General features: G+C 57.0%; 18 protein-coding genes. 5 read left to right on the forward strand and 13 right to left on the reverse strand.

Going from position 1 to position 17998, the window contains the following annotated elements; all coding sequences use genetic code 11:
• Positions 1-117: 117 nt before the first annotated feature.
• The 5 genes from C1J03_RS07105 (at position 118) to C1J03_RS07125 (ending at position 5958) form a co-directional block, all read left to right on the forward strand.
• Positions 118-1056: an ABC transporter permease gene (locus C1J03_RS07105; protein ID WP_114885045.1), complete on the forward strand. Its 939-nt coding sequence runs from the start codon at positions 118-120 to the stop codon at positions 1054-1056.
• A gap of 11 nt (positions 1057-1067) precedes the next feature.
• Entirely contained in the window at positions 1068-1949 is an 882-nt protein-coding gene (locus C1J03_RS07110) for an ABC transporter permease (RefSeq protein WP_114885047.1), read from the forward strand.
• A complete protein-coding gene (locus C1J03_RS07115) occupies positions 1946-2923 on the forward strand; it encodes an ABC transporter ATP-binding protein (protein ID WP_114885049.1) in 978 nt (325 codons plus the stop codon). The genes C1J03_RS07110 and C1J03_RS07115 overlap by 4 nt, the downstream gene beginning before the upstream one ends.
• Entirely contained in the window at positions 2920-3852 is a 933-nt protein-coding gene (locus C1J03_RS07120; protein ID WP_114885051.1) for an oligopeptide/dipeptide ABC transporter ATP-binding protein, read from the forward strand. The genes C1J03_RS07115 and C1J03_RS07120 overlap by 4 nt, the downstream gene beginning before the upstream one ends.
• 63 nt (positions 3853-3915) lie before the next feature.
• Positions 3916-5958, forward strand: a complete 2043-nt coding sequence (locus C1J03_RS07125) for a CocE/NonD family hydrolase (RefSeq protein ID WP_114885053.1) — start codon at positions 3916-3918, stop codon at positions 5956-5958.
• Positions 5959-6126: 168 nt separating this feature from the next.
• Here the strand turns inward: C1J03_RS07125 and C1J03_RS07130 are convergent, their stop codons facing one another.
• The 13 genes from C1J03_RS07130 to C1J03_RS07190 form a co-directional block, all read right to left on the reverse strand.
• Positions 6127-6396, reverse strand: a complete 270-nt coding sequence (locus C1J03_RS07130; RefSeq protein WP_114885055.1) for a type IV secretion system protein VirB3 — start codon at positions 6394-6396, stop codon at positions 6127-6129.
• Between the two features lie 7 nt (positions 6397-6403).
• The gene (locus C1J03_RS07135) at positions 6404-6694 is read right to left on the reverse strand and encodes a TrbC/VirB2 family protein (RefSeq protein WP_114885057.1); all 291 of its coding nucleotides are present in this window, start codon (positions 6692-6694) and stop codon (positions 6404-6406) included.
• Positions 6694-7272 (reverse strand): lytic transglycosylase domain-containing protein, encoded by a 579-nt coding sequence (locus C1J03_RS07140; protein WP_114885060.1) that lies wholly within the window; start codon positions 7270-7272, stop codon positions 6694-6696. Before C1J03_RS07140 ends, C1J03_RS07135 begins: the two co-directional genes overlap by 1 nt.
• Positions 7273-7336: 64 nt before the next feature.
• Positions 7337-7663: a hypothetical protein gene (locus C1J03_RS07145; protein WP_114885062.1), complete on the reverse strand. Its 327-nt coding sequence runs from the start codon at positions 7661-7663 to the stop codon at positions 7337-7339.
• Between the two features lie 833 nt (positions 7664-8496).
• Positions 8497-8667: a hypothetical protein gene (locus C1J03_RS25265; protein ID WP_162798468.1), complete on the reverse strand. Its 171-nt coding sequence runs from the start codon at positions 8665-8667 to the stop codon at positions 8497-8499.
• Positions 8668-8771: 104 nt separating this feature from the next.
• Positions 8772-9539: an SDR family oxidoreductase gene (locus C1J03_RS07155; RefSeq protein ID WP_174234447.1), complete on the reverse strand. Its 768-nt coding sequence runs from the start codon at positions 9537-9539 to the stop codon at positions 8772-8774.
• A 2-nt stretch (positions 9540-9541) separates the two neighbouring features.
• Positions 9542-10921: a dihydrolipoyl dehydrogenase gene (lpdA, locus tag C1J03_RS25670; protein ID WP_114885066.1), complete on the reverse strand. Its 1380-nt coding sequence runs from the start codon at positions 10919-10921 to the stop codon at positions 9542-9544.
• Positions 10922-10932: 11 nt separating this feature from the next.
• On the reverse strand, positions 10933-11811 hold the full coding sequence (locus C1J03_RS07165; protein WP_114885068.1) for a 2-oxo acid dehydrogenase subunit E2: 879 nt from the start codon (positions 11809-11811) through the stop codon (positions 10933-10935).
• A 10-nt stretch (positions 11812-11821) separates the two neighbouring features.
• Positions 11822-13252: an NAD-dependent succinate-semialdehyde dehydrogenase gene (locus C1J03_RS07170; RefSeq protein WP_114885070.1), complete on the reverse strand. Its 1431-nt coding sequence runs from the start codon at positions 13250-13252 to the stop codon at positions 11822-11824.
• 15 nt (positions 13253-13267) lie between these two features.
• The gene (locus tag C1J03_RS07175; protein ID WP_114885072.1) at positions 13268-14587 is read right to left on the reverse strand and encodes a biotin/lipoyl-containing protein; all 1320 of its coding nucleotides are present in this window, start codon (positions 14585-14587) and stop codon (positions 13268-13270) included.
• Positions 14577-15572 (reverse strand): alpha-ketoacid dehydrogenase subunit beta, encoded by a 996-nt coding sequence (locus C1J03_RS07180; protein WP_114885074.1) that lies wholly within the window; start codon positions 15570-15572, stop codon positions 14577-14579. Before C1J03_RS07180 ends, C1J03_RS07175 begins: the two co-directional genes overlap by 11 nt.
• A 10-nt stretch (positions 15573-15582) precedes the next feature.
• Positions 15583-16578, reverse strand: a complete 996-nt coding sequence (locus tag C1J03_RS07185; RefSeq protein ID WP_114885076.1) for a thiamine pyrophosphate-dependent dehydrogenase E1 component subunit alpha — start codon at positions 16576-16578, stop codon at positions 15583-15585.
• A 73-nt stretch (positions 16579-16651) separates the two neighbouring features.
• Positions 16652-17962 carry a M24 family metallopeptidase gene (locus tag C1J03_RS07190; RefSeq protein ID WP_114885078.1) on the reverse strand — a complete coding sequence of 437 codons (1311 nt, stop codon included), beginning with the start codon at positions 17960-17962 and terminating at the stop codon, positions 16652-16654.
• Between the last annotated feature and the right edge of the window lie 36 nt (positions 17963-17998).

A 17998-nucleotide genomic window follows, 5' to 3' on the forward strand; every position in this document is an offset into this window, starting at 1 on the left:
CCCTTCGCGGCTAAGATTGGCGCGAAGGGTGACACCAATTTGAATGAGGCAAAACGCGCGCCTCAAGCCCGAAATCTCGTTTCAGGCGGAAAATCGAAAAAGAGGAAGAGGTGCGCGATGGTTGCCTATGCTTTGCGAAGATTTGCCCTTGCGGTGCTTATCCTGCTTGTGGCGGTCACAGTCATGTTCCTGATGATCAGGGCAGTGCCGGGTGATCCGGTATCTATCATGCTGGGGCCTCGAGCTTCACCAGAGCTTAAGGCATCGCTGATTGCGCAAATGGCTTTGGATCAGCCAATCTGGAAACAGTTGCTGATATTTTACAAAGGCCTTTTACAGGGCGATCTGGGTATAGATGTTTTTTCGGGTCGGGCAGTTACCGACACCGTGTTTGAGCAATTGCCGTTCACATTGGAACTGATTTTCGGTGCAATTATCTGGTCCGCAGGTCTTGGAATAGCTCTGGGTGCCTATGCAGCAGCACATCCGAATACTATTTTTGATCGCATTACGGCTGCCATTTCTGTCAGCGTTGTCGCCGCACCTGCATTTGTTGTCGCGCTGCTGGTACTGTTGGTTTTCTCCGTGGAACTACAGTGGTTTCCCGCCATTGGTGTTGGGGAAGGTTTCATGGATCGTGCGTACCACCTGGTTCTGCCTTGTTTTGCGATCGGGTTAAGCTGGGTTGGCTACACAGCGCGACTAGTGCGGGCATCAATGCTCGAAGTCATGGGGGAAAACCATATTCGCACCGCACGTGCGTTTGGCCTGAATGAGCGGCGCATTGTGATGGTGTATGCCCTGCGTATTGCCATTCTACCGGTCGTGACAGTGATCGGTGTGGGGATGGGTTTTCTGCTGAGTGCCGCAGTCTTTACAGAAATAGTATTTGCCCGCCCGGGGCTTGGTAAACTGGTGATCGATAGCATCACCACCCGAAACTATCCCGTTGTGATGGGGGGCGTTCTTGTCTCTACGGGGCTGTTTGTTTTGTCGACGGCGCTCGCCGACCTCATCAACGCGCTTCTGGATCCGCGCGCAAGAACCGCGAAGTAGGAGCAAGCAAAATGACAGGCACTACCGAAAGTCCAGGGACAAAGTCGCAATCGGAATTGATGATCATCTTGAAAGGTGTCGCCAAAGACCCTCTTGGACTGATCGGTTTGGTTATTGTTGGCATGATCGTCCTTAGCGCCGTTTTGGCCAGCTGGATCGTCCCCTATGACCCTGTCGCCATGAATATCCAGGACCGGTTGCAGGGACCGTCTCTCAACCATTTTCTGGGCACGGATCAACTTGGTCGCGATACTTTCTCCCGCGTGATCATGGGTGGGCAGGTGGCGCTTAAGGTGGCGCTGCCTGCCGTTTTTGGAGCCATGGCCATTGGTCTGACGTTGGGCATGATCGCAGGCTATGGGCCTAAATGGCTCGATGCCATTCTGATGTTGTTGTTCGACACTATCCGGTCCTTCCCGACGGTTATGTTCGCCCTTGCCGTGGTGGCCCTTATTGGCCCCAGCCTGCAAACTGTTGTTTTTGTGGTGATGGCCACATCAATCCCAACCTATGGCCGGGTGGCCCGAACCCAGACACTGACCCTACGTAATTCAGAATTCATCCTCGCTGAACGTTCTATGGGGGCCTCAATGATACGTATTTTGGGTGTGCATATGCTGCCCAATATTATCGGCGTTCTTGCTGTGTTGGCGGCGATGGATATCCCTGCCGTAATTGCGCTTGAGGCCGGACTCTCCTTTCTTGGCCTTGGGGTCAAACCACCTACCCCAAGTTGGGGTTCGTTGCTGAAGGATGGTTATGCGTTGATCCGCCAGATGCCCTGGTTGGTGGTGGGTGGGGGCCTGCCGATCATCCTTGCGACATTGGGCTTTACTTTCCTTGGCGAAAGCCTGCGTGACGTCGTTGACCCAAAACTGAGGAAGAACCGATGACCGAGACACTTCTGGAACTCGACGGTCTTAGTGTCGACTACGAAACTGCGAATGGTAATTTGAAAGCCCTGCGCGATATCACTTTTGATGTCCGCAAGGGCGAAATCGTCGGCATAGTGGGGGAAAGCGGCTGTGGAAAATCTACATTAATTTCCTCGATCCTGCGCCTGACTGCGCCAAACACACGGTTCCGTAAAGGGCAGGTTCGTTTCAAAGGCGCTGACCTTTTGCAGGCCAGTCAACGCACCATACGCGACTTGCGTGGCTCGGATATTTCAATCGTGTTTCAGGACCCGATGCAAACCCACAACCCGGTCATATCAATCGGGCAACAAATGGTTGATATCCAGCACCGCTCATCCGCGTCGAAGGCAGAAAAACTCGCCAATGCGGCAAGGATGCTGGGTGTTGTCGGCATCCCCGACCCTGACGAAAGGCTGAAACAGTTACCGCATGAGTTTTCAGGCGGTATGCGCCAGCGGATCGCGATTGCCATGGCGCTTATGTCTGAACCCGATCTCTTGATCGCGGATGAGCCGACAACGGCCCTAGATGCCACGCTTGAAGTGCAGATCATCGAACGGTTGAAAGATCTGCAGCGCGACTTTGGCTGCGCGATCCTGTTCATCTCGCACCATCTGGGGGTGATCGCCGAACTGTGTGATCGCGTTGTGGTGATGTATGCCGGCGCGGTCGTGGAAAGTGGCACCGTGCGCGAGATTTTTCATGACCCGAAACACCCCTACACCCGCCGCCTGATCGAATGTGACCCCGGCCACATAAAGACCCGTGCCCGCGTCTTGCCAACCATCCCTGGTGAGGTGCCCGATCTGGCCAATCTGCCTGGTGGCTGCATTTTCCAAGACCGCTGTGATCAGGCGATGGCGCGCTGCAGCGATGTCCCACCGCTTGTCGACGTTGGCAGGGATCATCGCGCCGCCTGCTGGCTGAACCAGTTGGAGACCGCAACATGAGCCCGATACTGGAAGTCAAAGACCTGCAAACCAGCTATGGCGCGGTCAATGTACTTGCTGGAGTGAGCTTTAAAGTTGAGGCTGGCGAAACCTATGCCATGGTTGGTGAAAGCGGGTCAGGCAAAACAACCGTGATCCGCGCCATTGCCGGGCTGGCCCCGGCACAAGGCGGGTCAGTCAAATTTGACGGCCGTGAAATTCGCGGTGTATCGGAACGGGTGATGCGCCCTCTGCGCAAAGATATCGCAATGATGTTTCAGGACCCGGTCGGCAGCTTGTCGCCCCGCCTGACTATCGGCAATCTGATCACGGAACCCTACCGCATTCAGGGGATGAAAAATCGGGATCTGAACGCCGAGGCAAAACGTCTGCTGGAGCTGGTCAATCTGCCTGCGCATTTCACCGACCGCTACCCCTATCAGTTGTCAGGCGGGCAAGCGCGTCGCGTCGGTGTCGCCCGCGCTCTTGCGTTGGAGCCGAAACTTATCCTTGCGGATGAACCAACCGCTGGACTGGATGTTTCAGTTCAGGGGGAGCTTCTCAATCTGCTTAACGATTTGCGTGAACGCCTGGGCTTGTCGATGGTGATCATTACCCACAACTTGAACGTTGTGCGTCATGTGGCTGACCGTATGGGTATCCTTTATCTTGGACGTCTGGTCGAAGAAGGCAGCTCTGAAGCCGTCTTCAGCGAGCCTCGCCACCCCTATACTCACTGCTTGCTTAGTGCGAATCCCGAACCTGATCCCGATGCCCGGCTGGAACGCATCGCCCTTAAAGGTGAGCCTCCCAGCCTGATCCGCCGCCCTACAGGGTGCGAATTTCGTGAGCGGTGCCCAGTGGCCAGCGAGGTATGTATGCAGGTGCCGCAATGGGAGGTTGACCAAGGCCACGGCATTCGCTGTCTGACGCCGCGCGCGCTTAGTTAGGCGCATCCTTAACAATTCAATACCGTATTATCATGGGCTCGCCCAACTTAAGAAAGACTAAGAATGCTGACACCAAATGATGACCTTGGCCACATTGTCTCGCCACCATTGAACGAGATTGAGATCATCGAACATATCTGGATTACGATGTCCGATGGCACGCGTCTGTCTGCCAAGATGTGGTTGCCTGTGAACGCTAGCGAGGAGCCAGCTCCGGCAGTTCTGGAAATTGTCCCTTATCGTAAGCGGGACTCTCTTGCGATGCGGGATCACCGCAATCACGCATGGTTTGCGGCACGAGGGTATGCCTGTATTCGCCCCGACATGCGTGGCCACGGTGATTCTGAAGGAGTCATGCTGGATGAATACTCGCCACAGGAACAACAAGATACGGTCGAAGTGATCGATTGGTTGTCCAAACAGCCGTGGTGCGATGGGAACGTCGGCATGATGGGGCTTTCCTGGGGCGGCATCGCCAGCTTGCAGACCGCAGTTAAACAGCCCCCCGCGTTGAGGGCCATCATACCAGTGGGCGCATCTGTGGATCGTTATTACGATGATGCCGGGTATTTGGTGGGTGGTTACGCGGGGCAAGGTCTCGGCTGGGGCGGCATCATGTTCGGGTATTGCATCAGGCCACCCGATCCGGCCGTCGTGGGCGATGGCTGGCGCGACATGTGGATGAAGCGTTTGGAAAGCACGCCAATGTTCGCGGAAAAGTGGCTGACGCATCAGCTACGCGATGAAACGTGGAAACAGGGATCTGTCTGCGAGGCGTATGACAAGATCAAAGTGCCGGTACTCGGGGTAAGCGGTTGGAACGATTGCTGGCCCAACACCATGATCCGCTTACTTGAGAACATAGATGCACCGTGCCGCGCGGTATCAGGGCCTTGGGGTCATGTGTATCCCAACCTTGGCGGACCCGGACCGTTGGCTGGATATCTTCAGTTGGCGCTGGAATGGTGGGATCATTGGCTGAAGGGCAAAGAGAACGGCGTTATGGATGCTCCGGCCTTTCTGGCCTATCTGCAAGACAGCCACGCGCCTGACCCCAACCCTACCGATCGACAGGGCCGATGGGTAGGCGAGCCGGGCTGGCCTACGCAAAATGTCACGAACTGCCGGTATGACCTTAGGCCTGGTGTATTGTTAGAAGGATCATCTGGCGGTGCGGGTAGTGTTAGCATCTGCTCGCCAGTCGCCCTTGGCCTGAAGTCCGGGGAATATATGCCGATTTCTGGGATCGCGGAGCTCCCGCAAGATCAAAGGGGGGATGATGGACGCTCGGTCTGTTTTGACAGTGAACCATTGTCGCAGCCGCTTGATCTGTTGGGAACAACCAAAGTGCACCTGCGCCTGTCGAGCGATTGCTCTTGCGGCCTGATTGCTGCGCGGATTTGCGATGTGGCACCTGACGGTGCCTCGACATTGATCAGCTATGGCATTCTGAACCTAAAACAGCGCAATGGCCGTGAAGTTCTGGCCGAAGTCACCCCGGGCGAAAGCATGGACGTTACTGTCCGGCTTAATGACACCGGTTGGTCCATGAAGCCGGGGCACAGATTGCGACTGGCCTTGTCCACTCAGCTGTGGCCGATGGCCTGGCCCGTGGCTGAACGGGCGGTGCTTGATGTTGAACTGGCGGGTTGCTCTTTGGAACTGCCGGTTAGGGATAGCAATGCTGGTGGGGAAATTGGGGACCCCTTCGGCCCAGCGGTGTCCGCTGATCCACCTGCGCACGAGAACATCAAGCCATCCACGGGATCGCGCCACATCAGCCAAGATGTTGAGACAGGTCAAATCGTTATGGACGTTCAGTTTGCGGGCGACGAGATTTGGTTCGAAGAGACCGATTTAACCTATGGCTCCAGCAATTCACAAAAATACTCGATTGTCGAAGGCGATCCGCTGTCGGCCTGCATCGAATATAAGGCAGGCTTCAGTTTTGCCCGCGACGGCTGGAATGTGCGAACCCAAAGTGAATTGGTCACAACGTGCGACGCGACCAACTTCATCCTCAAAGGCCGGATAATGGCGTTTGAAGATGATATACAGATTTTCGCTCGCGACTGGGACGTGAAAATTCCGCGCACAATATTCTGACAAATTCGAATCTCACTCCAGGAAGCCTACCACAACATGCCTCTACCGCTACGTCGGTCCAACGGGAAATTGGTGACTACGAAAAGCGCGTGATCGGTGTTTAGGGCGTCATTCTGCTCCCAGCCGGAATCTACCCCACTTGGGTCTGATGCCGGAGGGGGCAGGATCCTAGCTGTCCCCCGAATGGATCTTGCGGTTCGGGGTGGGCGGGGTTTCCTGCAACGAAGTGACCATCACCTCAAGAAAGGCCGGATCCCAATCTGCCGCTTTCCACAGCGCGGGATAGGCCAGAGCGGCGATGATGATCACCGGCCAAGTCTGAACCCATAGAAACAGCAACACAAACCCGAAGAGCCAGACCATGGCATACATGATCGGCAAGCCGATGAGCTTTGGCGGCCGGATCAGGCCCAGGAATAGGCGGGTTTGCGTTGCCATGCCGGATCTACGCGCCCCAGATGGCGGTCACGATGGTCGGCGCAGCCGCGATGCCTGCAATGGCAACCAGCACCCAGAGGGCTTGCCGGAAGTCGAGGATGCCAAAGAGCCAGGAGAGGAACACGCCGATCAAGGCCAAGGTGCCAATCACAATGCCCAAGGGGCCGGTGATCGTGTCGACGATGCCTTGCAACAGGTTCTGCACCGGCGAGAGGTCGATGCTCTGTGCAAGGGCGGGGTTGGCAATCATCAAACTGGCCAGAGCCAGCGACAGGATCGTGCGGAATTGTATGTGCATCAGGAGGCTCCAGTTAGTCGGTCACGCACGGCCATGACGCGGCGCACGTGATTTTGGGTTTCGCGGTAGGGAGGGATGCCGCCGTAGCGCGTGACCGCGTCGGGCCCCGCGTTGTAGGCAGCAAGCGCGAGTTCGGGCGTGCCGAACTGCGCCAACATCATCAGAAGGTAGCGTGCAGAGCCGTCGAGGTTGGCCTGCCAGTCGTGCGGATCCACACCAAGCTGTGCGGCTGTAGCTGGCATTAACTGCCCAAGCCCAATCGCACCTGCGGAGCTGCGCGCATTCGGGCGATAGGCGCTTTCAATCTCAATATTGGCTTGAAAGAGTGCCTGCCATTCCGTCACGGACAGACCGGCGCGGCGCAACGCCGGGTGCCCGCCATAGCGATGCGCGGTACTTTCAAGGGCGTCGAGGATTTCAGGGCGAGGGAGTGCCGGAGCGGGTGCAGATCGCGGCACTTCAGGCTCAGGTGCTGCGAAAACGATCAGTTCGGGTGGGTTCGCGCCGATCCCATCGACATAGCTTTGCGCAAAACCGGACTGAGGCGCTTTTGTCTCCAGCTGACCATCGGCCCTCATGGAAAGCACAAAACCTTCAGAGTAAGCAGGCGCGGCGAGGAGCGCAGCTAGGACAACAAGTGGCTTAGGTGGTATCGTCCAGCTTATGCGAGGAGACTTTGCCCTCAAACATGGGGATAGAAATGATCGAAGCGCCAAGCCCAGCAAGGAAGCTGGATAAGCCGTTGATTGTCTTGAATTCTCGGGCGGCCATATTGTTGCGCGCGGTAACGAGCAGGCGACGCGTCTCGCCATCTGGTGAGACGCAATGCACGGTCCAAATCCCGGACCACTGAGCACCTGTACGTTTGGGCGTAACCCGGCACACAACATCAGCCGAATGTCCTTCGGCAAGCAGCGTGCGCAGCCCATCTTCGCTGACAACATTGGGGGCGTCTTGCATCAAATTCATAGGACCGAGCCTTGCAGAATTGTGCATTGGCCCGGCAGTCCCTCATGGACTACCGAACCGATACAATATTATAACTTTGCAATCAAGAGCTGTATTTTGAATTGATGCGCTCTTTATGCGTTGAGGCGAACTTACTGCAACGGAGTGGCTGAGCCAAGATAATATGGTGATTTTGAAACAAGCACGGGTAATTCTGGCCATTTTGAGTTGGGGAACTGTCTCAGTCGCGGGGACTTGTTTACCTCCAGTAGCACCCTTAATCCCGACCGATGCCGTTGATGTTGGGGCGTATGCTGACCTGTTGAGGCGCGACGCAGAGGCATACTTTCGCGATGTCGAGCAGTACTTCCGGTGCCAGGACCAGGAGCGACGGGAGGTGTTTGAGCAAGCACGGGAGGTCAGCGAAAATTATGCGCGCGTTTTGAAAATCCTGAGGAGTGGTAGTTAGGACGGGCTGCGTCGACGCAAGAGCGGCCACTCACAATCATGGCGGCGAAGGTCGCCACTGCGGACTTTCCCGACGTTGGAGTTTGGGCATGTTGCTGACGCAGCATTTGTTCGTAGTTGCAGCGGGATGCGTTTTGCAGCGCAGCAAATTTCACCAAACCAGCCGTTCGGGGTGCAGGGATTGGCCCAATCCTCGAACCAGCGATGACTTGTGTGACTATAGAGGGCTTAACGGCTTCGAGCAGGCCAGCTACTGAATGCAAAGCCCGTCTAATGTTACCTTTTTGCTATGGAAATAAAGGAGTTTCGAAAGTGTTTTCACTTTGAGGCTCCTCGCATTCGTAAAGAACCGACACTGTTGGAGGTGTCTGACCAAGCTTTGATCTTCAATCCACCATAAAGAAGATCGTCACGCCTGCTGCAACAAGCGCAATTGCTAGGATGCGCGCAGGCGTAATGGGGATAGAAACCGTGCCCAAAAAACGTGATCTATCAAGCAACAAAATTGACCATCCGATGAAGAGGAAGACAACGAATGTGACTATCGGATTTATCATCAGAAGAGGACCCTCAATGAAGCTTCTAATTGGGTAACCGAAGAGTTGATCATGATTCCATTAACCATTGGGCCTTTATACCATCTTCAAGGACTCTAGCCTTATTAGCGCGCTAGCCACCCACCATCGACAGGCAATACGGCTCCATGGACGAATTCGGCAAGATCACTGGCGAGAAATGCAACTGGCCAGGCGATCTCCTCTGTCTTTCCCCATCGTGACGCTGGAATGCGAGCTATCAAACTTTCGCTGCGGGTAACGTCTTGTCGCAAAGCAGATGTGTTGTCAGTTGCCACATAACCTGGGGCAATTGCATTAACGTTGACGCCATGCCCGGCCCATTCATTGGCCAGCGCGCGCGTGAGTTGAGCGACGGCCCCTTTTGCGGCGGCATAACCGGGCACGAGAACACCGCCCTGAAATGACAGCACTGAGGCAATGTTGATGATTTTGCCATGACCGCGTTCCAGCATCTTCGAACCGAGCGCACGGCTGAGAAGAAAAACAGCGTCGAGGTTGACGGCCATGACCGCGTCCCAATCGTCAGTGCTATGGCTGGCGGCCTCATCGCGCCGGATGATGCCGGCATTGTTTACGAGGATATTGATCACAGCGCCATTTGCATCGATTTCTGCCAACATCGCCGCAATGGCATCACGATCAGACAGATCGCAGTCGACCGGCCTAAAAGATCCTCGAAGATCTTCGAAGTCCACTGCAAGGGTTTCAGCGTTTTGCGAGATCGTAGTACCGACGCCGATCACATCCGCACCGCATAGGGCAAGCACGCGGGCGATGGCAAGGCCAATGCCGCGGCTTGCTCCAGTAACGAGCGCTGTCTGTCCGCCGAGGTCGATAGAGAGGCCGGGCAAGGTCACAGATCGGTCAGCGTGCCGAGGGCGCGTTCCGCCGCAAAGCCCACGGTTTCTGAAAGTGTCGGGTGCGCATGTACCGAGAGTGAAACGTCTTCGAGTGTTGCGCCCATTTCCATTGCAAGCACGCATTCTGCCAAAAGCTCACCAGCGTTGCGGCCCACGATAGTCGCGCCAAGCAGACGATGGGTTTCAGGGCAATAGACCAGCTTGGTCAGCCCATCGCCACCGCTCGACGCAAGGTTCCGTCCGCTCGCGGCCCAGGGAAAACTGGCAACCTTGTGCGGAATGCCCTGATCTTTTGCCTGCGCCTGTGTCAAGCCAGCCCAAGCAAGCTCGGGGCTGGTATAGGCGACCGACGGGATGAGATCGGTATCCAATGCAGCGGCATGGCCCGAGGCGACTTCTGCGGCGACATGGCCTTGATGGGTGGCGCGGTGTGCCAGCATCGGGTTGCCGGTGACGTCACCAATGGCGAAAATTCCTGCGACATTCGTGCGGCAGGAAGCATCCACATTGATAACGCCTCGGTCGTCAATCTCGATACCTGCGGTCTTTGGGTCGACGAGGTTCCCGTTCGAGTAGCGACCGACAGCCTGAATGACAACATCCGCTTTGATGGTGCCCTCAAATCCACCTTCGCAGCTCAGCGTCAGGGCGGTTTTGGTGGCTTTGACCTCGGTCACTTTGGTGCCGGTGTGGATCGTGACACCCTCGGCCTCAAGCGCGGCCCGCAGGATCGCCACAGCCTCGGCATCAGCGCCGGGGGCAATCTGGTCCATAAATTCTATGACAGTCACCGTGCTGCCAAGTGCTGCATAGACCGTGGCCATTTCCAGCCCGATAATTCCGCCACCCACAATCGCGAGGTTTTTTGGCACCTCACGCAATTCAAGCGCATCGGTGGAATCCCAGATGCGATCATCTTCGGGCCAGCCCGGTAGGCGCACAGGCGCAGAGCCGACCGCGATCACCACTTGATCGAAGGTCCAGATGTCGCCGTCGATATCCAAGCTGTTTTCACCGTCAAACCGGGCCGTTCCCCGAATGGTCTGCACCTTGCGCCGCTTGGCAAGGCCGACAAGGCCCGTTGTCAACTGAGCGACAATGTCGTCTTTCTTAGCGCGCAATTTGTCCAGATCGACCGAGACTTTGCCGGTTGAAATCCCCCAATCGTCCCCGTGACGGGCCCCGCGGATCACTTCGGCGGCGTGTAAAAGGGCCTTTGACGGGATGCAGCCGACGTTCAGACAGACCCCGCCAAGTGTGGCACGTGGATCGACCATAACGACATTGCGGCCCAAATCAGCGGCGCGAAAGGCGCAGGCGTAACCGCCCGGACCCGCGCCCAAAACAATAAGATCGGCGTGGTTGTCAGACATCTGCAGCCCCCTCAGATCATGATCCGGCGCGGATCAGCGATCAATCCGGCTAGGTAGGTGACGAAACGTGCCGCATCAGCACCGTTGATGACACGGTGATCGTAACTCAGATCAAACGGAACCATCGGCACAGGGCGCGGCATGTCGCCCTCCCAGACCGTGATGGTTTCGGTGCGGGTGATGCCCAAAATGGCGACCTCGGGTGGATTGACGATTGGCGTAAAGCCGATGCCGCCGATACCGCCCAAATTGGTGATCGTCATCGACGCACCGCCCATTTCATCCGGCCCGATTTTGCGGGTTTGCGCACGGGACGCGAGATCGGCGATGTCTGCTGCAATCTGCCAAAGCCCTTTACGGTCAACGTCGCGCAGAACGGGAACCATCAGGCCATGCGCCGTGTCCACTGCAATGCCGATGTGAACGTAGTCCTTGAGCGTCAGCGATTTGCCATCAGGCGAAAGCGACGCATTGAACCGTGGAAATTCACGCAAAGCCCGCGCCAGCGCCTTGGCCTGAAACGCAAGTGCAGTCAGCTTGACACCACGCGCTTGGGCTTCGTTTTTCAATTCTTTGCGCAGCGCCTCGATGGCCGTGACATCGGCGCGATCATGATGTGTGACCTGCGGGATCAGCGCGTTGGCGGCCCCCAGATTGGCGGCAGCCACCTGCGCAAAGCGGCTCATCGGTTCTTCGGTGACGGGGCCGAACTGGCTGTGATCCACGTCCCAATATGAGGTGTCGCCCGCAGGTCCTGCGGCGGGCTTCCCACCCTCCAGATCCTCGCGCGCGATGGATGTGCGGCCGAGATCCTTGGCAAGTTTTTCAAGATCAATGCCTTTTTGGCGCGCGAGGGCGCGAACCGAAGGTGGTGCGATAATGTCGCTCATACCTGTCCCCTTACCAACTGGCCGAAATGTATTGTGTTTCCATAAATTCAAGCATGCCTTCGTGCCCGCCTTCGCGGCCAAGGCCCGATTGTTTGACCCCGCCAAAAGGGGCTGCGGGGTCGGACACAAGACCACGGTTCAGGCCGACCATGCCGTATTCAAGGCGTTCGCAGACCTGAAGGGCGCGTTTGAAATCCTCGGAAAAGACATAGGCGACAAGGCCGTATTCGGTGTCATTGGCTCGCGCGATGACCTCTTCTTGATCCTTGAAGGTCTGGATTGCCGCGACCGGGCCGAAAATTTCGTCGCGCACGCAGTCTGCATCTTCGGACACGTTCGACAGGACTGTTGGCGGATAGTAAAAACCCTTGCCTTCGGGCGGGGTGCCACCACATTCGATCTTCGCGCCTTTTGCCACGGCATCTGCGACAAATTCTGCAACCTTGTCGCGCGTATCAGCATTCACAAGCGGACCGACATCGACGCTTGGGTCCGTGCCATCGCCAACCTTGAGCGCGGACATGCGTGCGCTCAGTTGCTTGGTGAACTCATCTGCGATGCTCTCATGCACATAGATGCGGTTGGCGGCGGTGCAGGCTTCGCCAAGGTTGCGCATCTTGGCCAGCATCGTGCCTTCGATGGCTGTTTCCATGTCGGCGTCTTCAAGAACGACAACAGGGGCGTTGCCGCCCAGTTCCATTGCGGGCTTGAGAACTTGATCGGAAGCACTTTTCAAGAGCTTCTGACCGACACCCGTAGAGCCGGTAAAGCTGACCACGCGCACACGCGGATCGTGCAGCATATGGTCGACCAATGATCCGGTCTTGCGGCTTGGCAGGACGTTGACGAGGCCTGCAGGAACCCCGGCCTCTTCAAGAAGCGGCATCAACGCCAACATGGTCAGCGGGGTTTCAGATGCGGGTTTGATAATCACGCCGCAGCCTGCGGCAAGCGCGGGCGCAATTTTACGAGTGCCCATCGCGGCGGGGTAATTCCAAGGCGTGACCAGCACCGCCAGGCCCGCCGGTTTGTGTTGCACCACAATACGCGCACCCGAAGACGGGGCATGGGTGATCATCCCGTCGGCGCGCACGGCCTCTTCGGCAAACCAGCGGAAAAATTCGGCGGCATAAGTCGCCTCGCCCATCGCATCTGCGCTGGCTTTGCCGTTTTCGAGCGTCATCATATGGGCAAATTCGTCAAGCCGTGAGGTCATCAGTTCCCACGCCTTGCGCAAGACTTCGGAGCGCTGGCGCGGCGTGCGTGCGGCCCAGTCTTTCATTGCGGCTTCGGCAGCGTCCAGTGCCGCATCTGCATCGGCAATATCAGCGGAGGCGACAGAGGCAAGAACCTCTTCGGTGGCGGGGTTGATAACATCGAAACGCTCGCCCGAGGTTCCCTTTGTCCATGTGCCGTTGATGTAGAGATCGGTATATTTCATGGGTGTCTCCAAGACTTAAAGCAGGTGGCGGAGCGGCTGCTCCATGCGGCCTGAAAATTCTGATAAAAGGCTGATAGCGGCGCTGGCGGACAAGTGATGGCCCGCACATTCGAGCGTGATGGAAAGCCCGCCTTTTGCCTGTGTTAGCGTGAGAACAGGCGCATTTTCCGCACCAAGGTTGACAGTGCTGACACGGCTCATGCGCAGATCGCGCAGGATAAGGTCTGGTGCGGTGTCGTCCTCGGCCTCAACGATAGAACTGAACGCACCGGCGGGCACCTGATAGGCGCGGCTTTGCCCGAAGCTTTCGACCATAATGATTGCCGTTTCATGGCCAAGGCTTGCGGCAGCAAGACCTGCGAGCACGGCATTTGCGTCTTTCAGACCTGCGTTTTCTGCGGCCCACAGAGCAAATTCAGAGAACCCGTCTGTAGGTACTTCCGCCGTGAGGCGGTGGGACGGTGCTGCGGCGGTTTCCACTGTCTGCGCGGGCAATGCCCGAAGGACCTCAAGATCCGCGACATGGAAGGGCTGGGGATGTCCGGCCTCTACAAGACGGTTTAGATCCAGCCCCTGTTCCAACGCCAACCGCCGCGCTTTGGGCGAGGCGAGGATACGACCATCGGCTGATTTGACTGTCGGTTTTGTGGGGGGGGCTTTGCTGACCTGCTTGGCTGTTGGCGCGGATTTTTGTTCGTCTTTCGCCTCGGCTTTTGGCGTTTGATCAGGCGTCGTGGCTGGTTTTGATATAGCGCCATCCGCCATGCTGCGCTGCACCGGATTGGTAGGCTTTTCAGCAGAAATAATTGCGATGGTTTCCCCGACCGGGGCGGATTCGGTTGCTTCGGCCAGCAATGCCGCAACGAAACCATCGGCCCCTGCCTCGACTTCCATTGTCGCCTTGTCGGTTTCCACTTCGAACAGAATGTCACCCGCAGCGACTGGATCGCCAAGCCCCTTGTGCCAGGCCACAATCACACCTGTATCCTGTGCCATACCAAGCGCGGGCATGATGACGGCTTTGCCCTCTGGCAACGGCGCATCATCAGGGGCGTCCGTATCAACAGGGGAGTGCGCAACGGCACCGCTGCTTTCGGCGGTCTCGGACACAAGGGCGATCACCTGACCCACGGGCACGTCTGCGCCAGCGTCGGCCTGCACATCTGTCAGATAGCCATCGGCAGGGGATTCAACCTCCATCGTGGCCTTGTCGGTTTCTACCTCGAACAGTGCGTCACCCGCTTTGACCGGATCACCAGTAGATTTGAGCCAACTGACGATCTTGCCGGTGTCCTGGGCCATGCCGAGGGCGGGCATGATGACCTCATGCGGCATGGATCATCTCCCCCGACATGAGTCTGCGCGCAGTCTCGGCCACGCCTTCGGGTGTCGGTACGGTGATGTCCTCAAGGGCGGGCGAAAAGGGAATAGGCACATCCATCGCCCCCATGCGCACCACAGGCGCATCGAGATGATAGAATGCCTTTTCATTGATCCGGCTCGCAATTTCACCCGTGATGCCATAGCTCTGGTGCCCCTCGTCCACGACGATGACGCGGGAAGTTTTCTTGGCTGACGCGATCAGCGTGTTTTCGTCCAGCGGCACAATCGTGCGCGGATCAATCACTTCGGCCTCGATCCCTTCTTTCGCCAATATCTCGGCGGCAGCTTCGCAGACCTGCACCATCGAGGACGTCGCGATGAGGGTGATATCGCTGCCCGCGCGTTTGATGTTGGCCTCTCCGAAGGGGATCAGAAATTCCTCCTCGGGGACCGGTGCCTTGTCCTGATACATCAGCTTGTCTTCAAAGATCACGACCGGATTGTTGTCGCGGATGGCCGTTTTCAACAGGCCCTTGGCCTCATAGGCAGACGATGGCATCGCCACCTTGAGGCCGGGAATATGCGCGACCAAGGCATGCAGTGATTGGGAGTGCTGCGCGGCAGAGCGGCGGGTTGCACCCATATTGGTGCGCAGCACCAGTGGCGCGCTCATCTTGCCACCTGACATATAGTGCGTCTTGGCAGCCTGATTGCACAATTGATCCATGATCAGGTAAATGAAGTCGCCAAACATCAGGTCTACAACAGGGCGTGTGCCTGTCATCGCGGCACCCACGGCAAGGCCCATGAAACCGGGCTCGGCGATGGGTGTGTCAACGACGCGTTCAGTGCCGAACTCTTCGACAAGGCCGCTCAGGATTTTGAACGGTGTGCCCGCCTCGGCCACATCTTCGCCGATGATGAACACGGTGTCATCGCGGCGCATCTCTTCGGCCAATGCTTCGTTGACCGCTTGGGACAGGGTAATTTCTCGCATATTGTTCTCCTCAGGCCAGCGCGTGTTTGACGTCTGTAAAGACGTGCATATCGACTTCGGATTCATCGGGGTAAGCGGCGGCCTCGGCATAGGCGACGGCGTCTTCTGCGTCTTTTTTGATCTCGGCGTTCATCGCTTCGATCTCGTCCTCGGACGCGATGCCCTGTTCTACCAGCCAGCCGCGAAACTTGATGATCGGATCGCGGTTTTCTTTCCAGTCTTTTTCTTCTTCCTTGGAGCGGTAGTATTCGCGGTTGATGTCGCCAACGTGGTGGCCGTGATAGCGATAGGTCATCAGTTCCATAAAGAACGGACCTTCGCCTTTGCGGGCGCGGGCAACCAGATCTTGCGTCAACTCGTTGACCGCCAGAACGTCCTGTCCGTCGATCTGATGCGCCTCAATGCCGAAGGCCTCTGCACGTGCGGTGATTGAACCGGCAGCAATTTCTTCGGTTTTGGTGTATTCGGAATAGCCGTTGTTTTCGCAGGCATAGATAACAGGCAGGTGCCAAAGTGCTGCCATGTTCATGACCTCATACAACAGACCTTGTGCTGTGGCCCCGTCGCCAAAGAAACAAACGGTCACATCGTCCTTGCCCAACAATTTTGCCGTGAAGGCCGAGCCCGTGGCGATCCCCATGGAGCCGCCGACGATGGCGTTGGCCCCCAGATTGCCATTGGATTGATCCGCGATATGCATCGAGCCACCCTTGCCACGGCAATAGCCTTCTTCCTTGCCCAGAAGTTCGCAGAACATTTCTTTGAAATTCGCTCCCTTGGCGACACAGTGGCCGTGGCCACGGTGCGTTGAGGTGATCTTGTCCGTCACCTTAAGCGCCTCGCAGATTCCCACAGCAACCGCTTCCTCGCCGGAATACATGTGGGTCAACCCTGGCATCTTGGCCGAGAGGTAAAGCTGGTTGGCGTTATCCTCGAACGAGCGGATGCGCACCATCTGGCGATACATACGCAGATAATCTTCGGTATTTGTCTTTGTTTTGGCCATGATATCCTCTTAGACGGTGGGTTCGGCTCCGCCTTGCGCAGGGAGAAAACGCATGGCAGAGCTTTGTCGCCGATTAGTAGCGGTTGGCGATGGGCAGTTCTTCGGCCGGGAACAGGCTGATGACTTCGCATCCGGTTTCGGTCACGACGACTTCTTCCTCGATCCGTGCGGCAGAATATCCGTCTGTTGCCGGACAATAAGTTTCCAGCGCAAACACCATGCCTGTTTTGATCTCCATCGGGTGATCCATGGACACAGCGCGGCTGATGATTGGCCGTTCGTGCAGGGCAAGGCCAAGCCCGTGACCAAATTGCAGACCGAAGGCCTGATCTTCGTTGGCAAAGCCGAGGCTTTCGGCAGTGGGCCAAACCTCTGCCACCTTGTCGGTGGACACACCCGGTTTAATCATCGCAATTGATGCGTCGATCCATTCACGCGCTTTCACATAGGCATCGTTTTGCGACGGTGTTGCGCGGCCGACGTTGAATGTGCGGTAGTAGCAGGTGCGATAGCCTTGGTAGGATTGCAGGATATCAAAGAACGCCTGATCGCCCGGGCGGATCAATCGGTCGGTGAAGTTGTGCGGATGCGGGTTGCAACGTTCGCCAGAAATGGCATTGATCGCCTCGACGTCGTCGCTGCCCATCTCGTAGAGCATCTTGTTGGACAGCGCGACAATGTCATTCTCGCGGATGCCTGGCTTCAGCTCTTCGTAGATCATGTGGTAGACGCCATCGACCATCGCTGCAGCTTGGGTCAAAAGCTGGATCTCATCCGTGTTTTTGATTTCGCGTGCGGCCAGCATAATCTGTTGGCCATCGACCACGTTGAGGCCTTCTTCTTGCAGTGCGTGGAACATCGCAGTTTCCGCATAATCAACACCAACTGGCATATTGGCCATGCCCGCATCACGGATAAGTCCCGCGATCTGCTTGGCATACTTCTGCATCAAGCCGAATTCAGGTGGGATGGTTCCGCGCATGCCGACAACACCTGCAAGGCAGTGGCTGGGTTCTAGCCAGTCCGAATGGCGCTTGTGATGCTCAGCGGCTGAGCCGAAATCCCAGACGTAGGGGCTGTCGTCACCCGTCAGCAGACAGAAACGGCACATCTTGTCGCGTTCCCATTCGCCGATCTTGGTGGCCGAGACGTAGCGGATGTTGTTCACATCGAACAACAACAGCGTGCCCGCGTTCGAGTTTTGCAGCGACTGGCGCGTGCGCGCAAGGCGATATCGACGCAAGCGGTCATGGTTTACCCGGTTTTCAAAGTCGACGGACATGTGTCCATGGGCTGGCAACTTGTCGCGCCACTCCCAGTTGGGCTCAAGGTCCATCGGGGTAAGCAGGTTCGGCATAAGGGCATTGCCCGGACGTTCTGACATGGAAGTCTCCTCAGAGGCGCATGGCCCCATTTGAAT

The sequence above is a fragment of the Sulfitobacter sp. SK012 genome (assembly GCF_003352085.1).
Lineage (GTDB): Bacteria > Pseudomonadota > Alphaproteobacteria > Rhodobacterales > Rhodobacteraceae > Sulfitobacter.

Coding starts and splice junctions, on each gene's coding strand:
- C1J03_RS07105 (WP_114885045.1), top strand. CDS start 118: ATGGTTGCCTATGCTTTGCGAAGATTTGCCCTTGCGGTGCTTATCCTG.
- C1J03_RS07110 (WP_114885047.1), top strand. CDS start 1,068: ATGACAGGCACTACCGAAAGTCCAGGGACAAAGTCGCAATCGGAATTG.
- C1J03_RS07115 (WP_114885049.1), top strand. CDS start 1,946: ATGACCGAGACACTTCTGGAACTCGACGGTCTTAGTGTCGACTACGAA.
- C1J03_RS07120 (WP_114885051.1), top strand. CDS start 2,920: ATGAGCCCGATACTGGAAGTCAAAGACCTGCAAACCAGCTATGGCGCG.
- C1J03_RS07125 (WP_114885053.1), top strand. CDS start 3,916: ATGCTGACACCAAATGATGACCTTGGCCACATTGTCTCGCCACCATTG.
- C1J03_RS07130 (WP_114885055.1), bottom strand. CDS start 6,396: ATGGCAACGCAAACCCGCCTATTCCTGGGCCTGATCCGGCCGCCAAAG.
- C1J03_RS07135 (WP_114885057.1), bottom strand. CDS start 6,694: ATGCACATACAATTCCGCACGATCCTGTCGCTGGCTCTGGCCAGTTTG.
- C1J03_RS07140 (WP_114885060.1), bottom strand. CDS start 7,272: ATGAGGGCCGATGGTCAGCTGGAGACAAAAGCGCCTCAGTCCGGTTTT.
- C1J03_RS07145 (WP_114885062.1), bottom strand. CDS start 7,663: ATGAATTTGATGCAAGACGCCCCCAATGTTGTCAGCGAAGATGGGCTG.
- C1J03_RS25265 (WP_162798468.1), bottom strand. CDS start 8,667: ATGATAAATCCGATAGTCACATTCGTTGTCTTCCTCTTCATCGGATGG.
- lpdA (WP_114885066.1), bottom strand. CDS start 10,921: ATGTCTGACAACCACGCCGATCTTATTGTTTTGGGCGCGGGTCCGGGC.
- C1J03_RS07165 (WP_114885068.1), bottom strand. CDS start 11,811: ATGAGCGACATTATCGCACCACCTTCGGTTCGCGCCCTCGCGCGCCAA.
- C1J03_RS07170 (WP_114885070.1), bottom strand. CDS start 13,252: ATGAAATATACCGATCTCTACATCAACGGCACATGGACAAAGGGAACC.
- C1J03_RS07175 (WP_114885072.1), bottom strand. CDS start 14,587: ATGCCGCATGAGGTCATCATGCCCGCCCTCGGCATGGCCCAGGACACC.
- C1J03_RS07180 (WP_114885074.1), bottom strand. CDS start 15,572: ATGCGAGAAATTACCCTGTCCCAAGCGGTCAACGAAGCATTGGCCGAA.
- C1J03_RS07185 (WP_114885076.1), bottom strand. CDS start 16,578: ATGGCCAAAACAAAGACAAATACCGAAGATTATCTGCGTATGTATCGC.
- C1J03_RS07190 (WP_114885078.1), bottom strand. CDS start 17,962: ATGTCAGAACGTCCGGGCAATGCCCTTATGCCGAACCTGCTTACCCCG.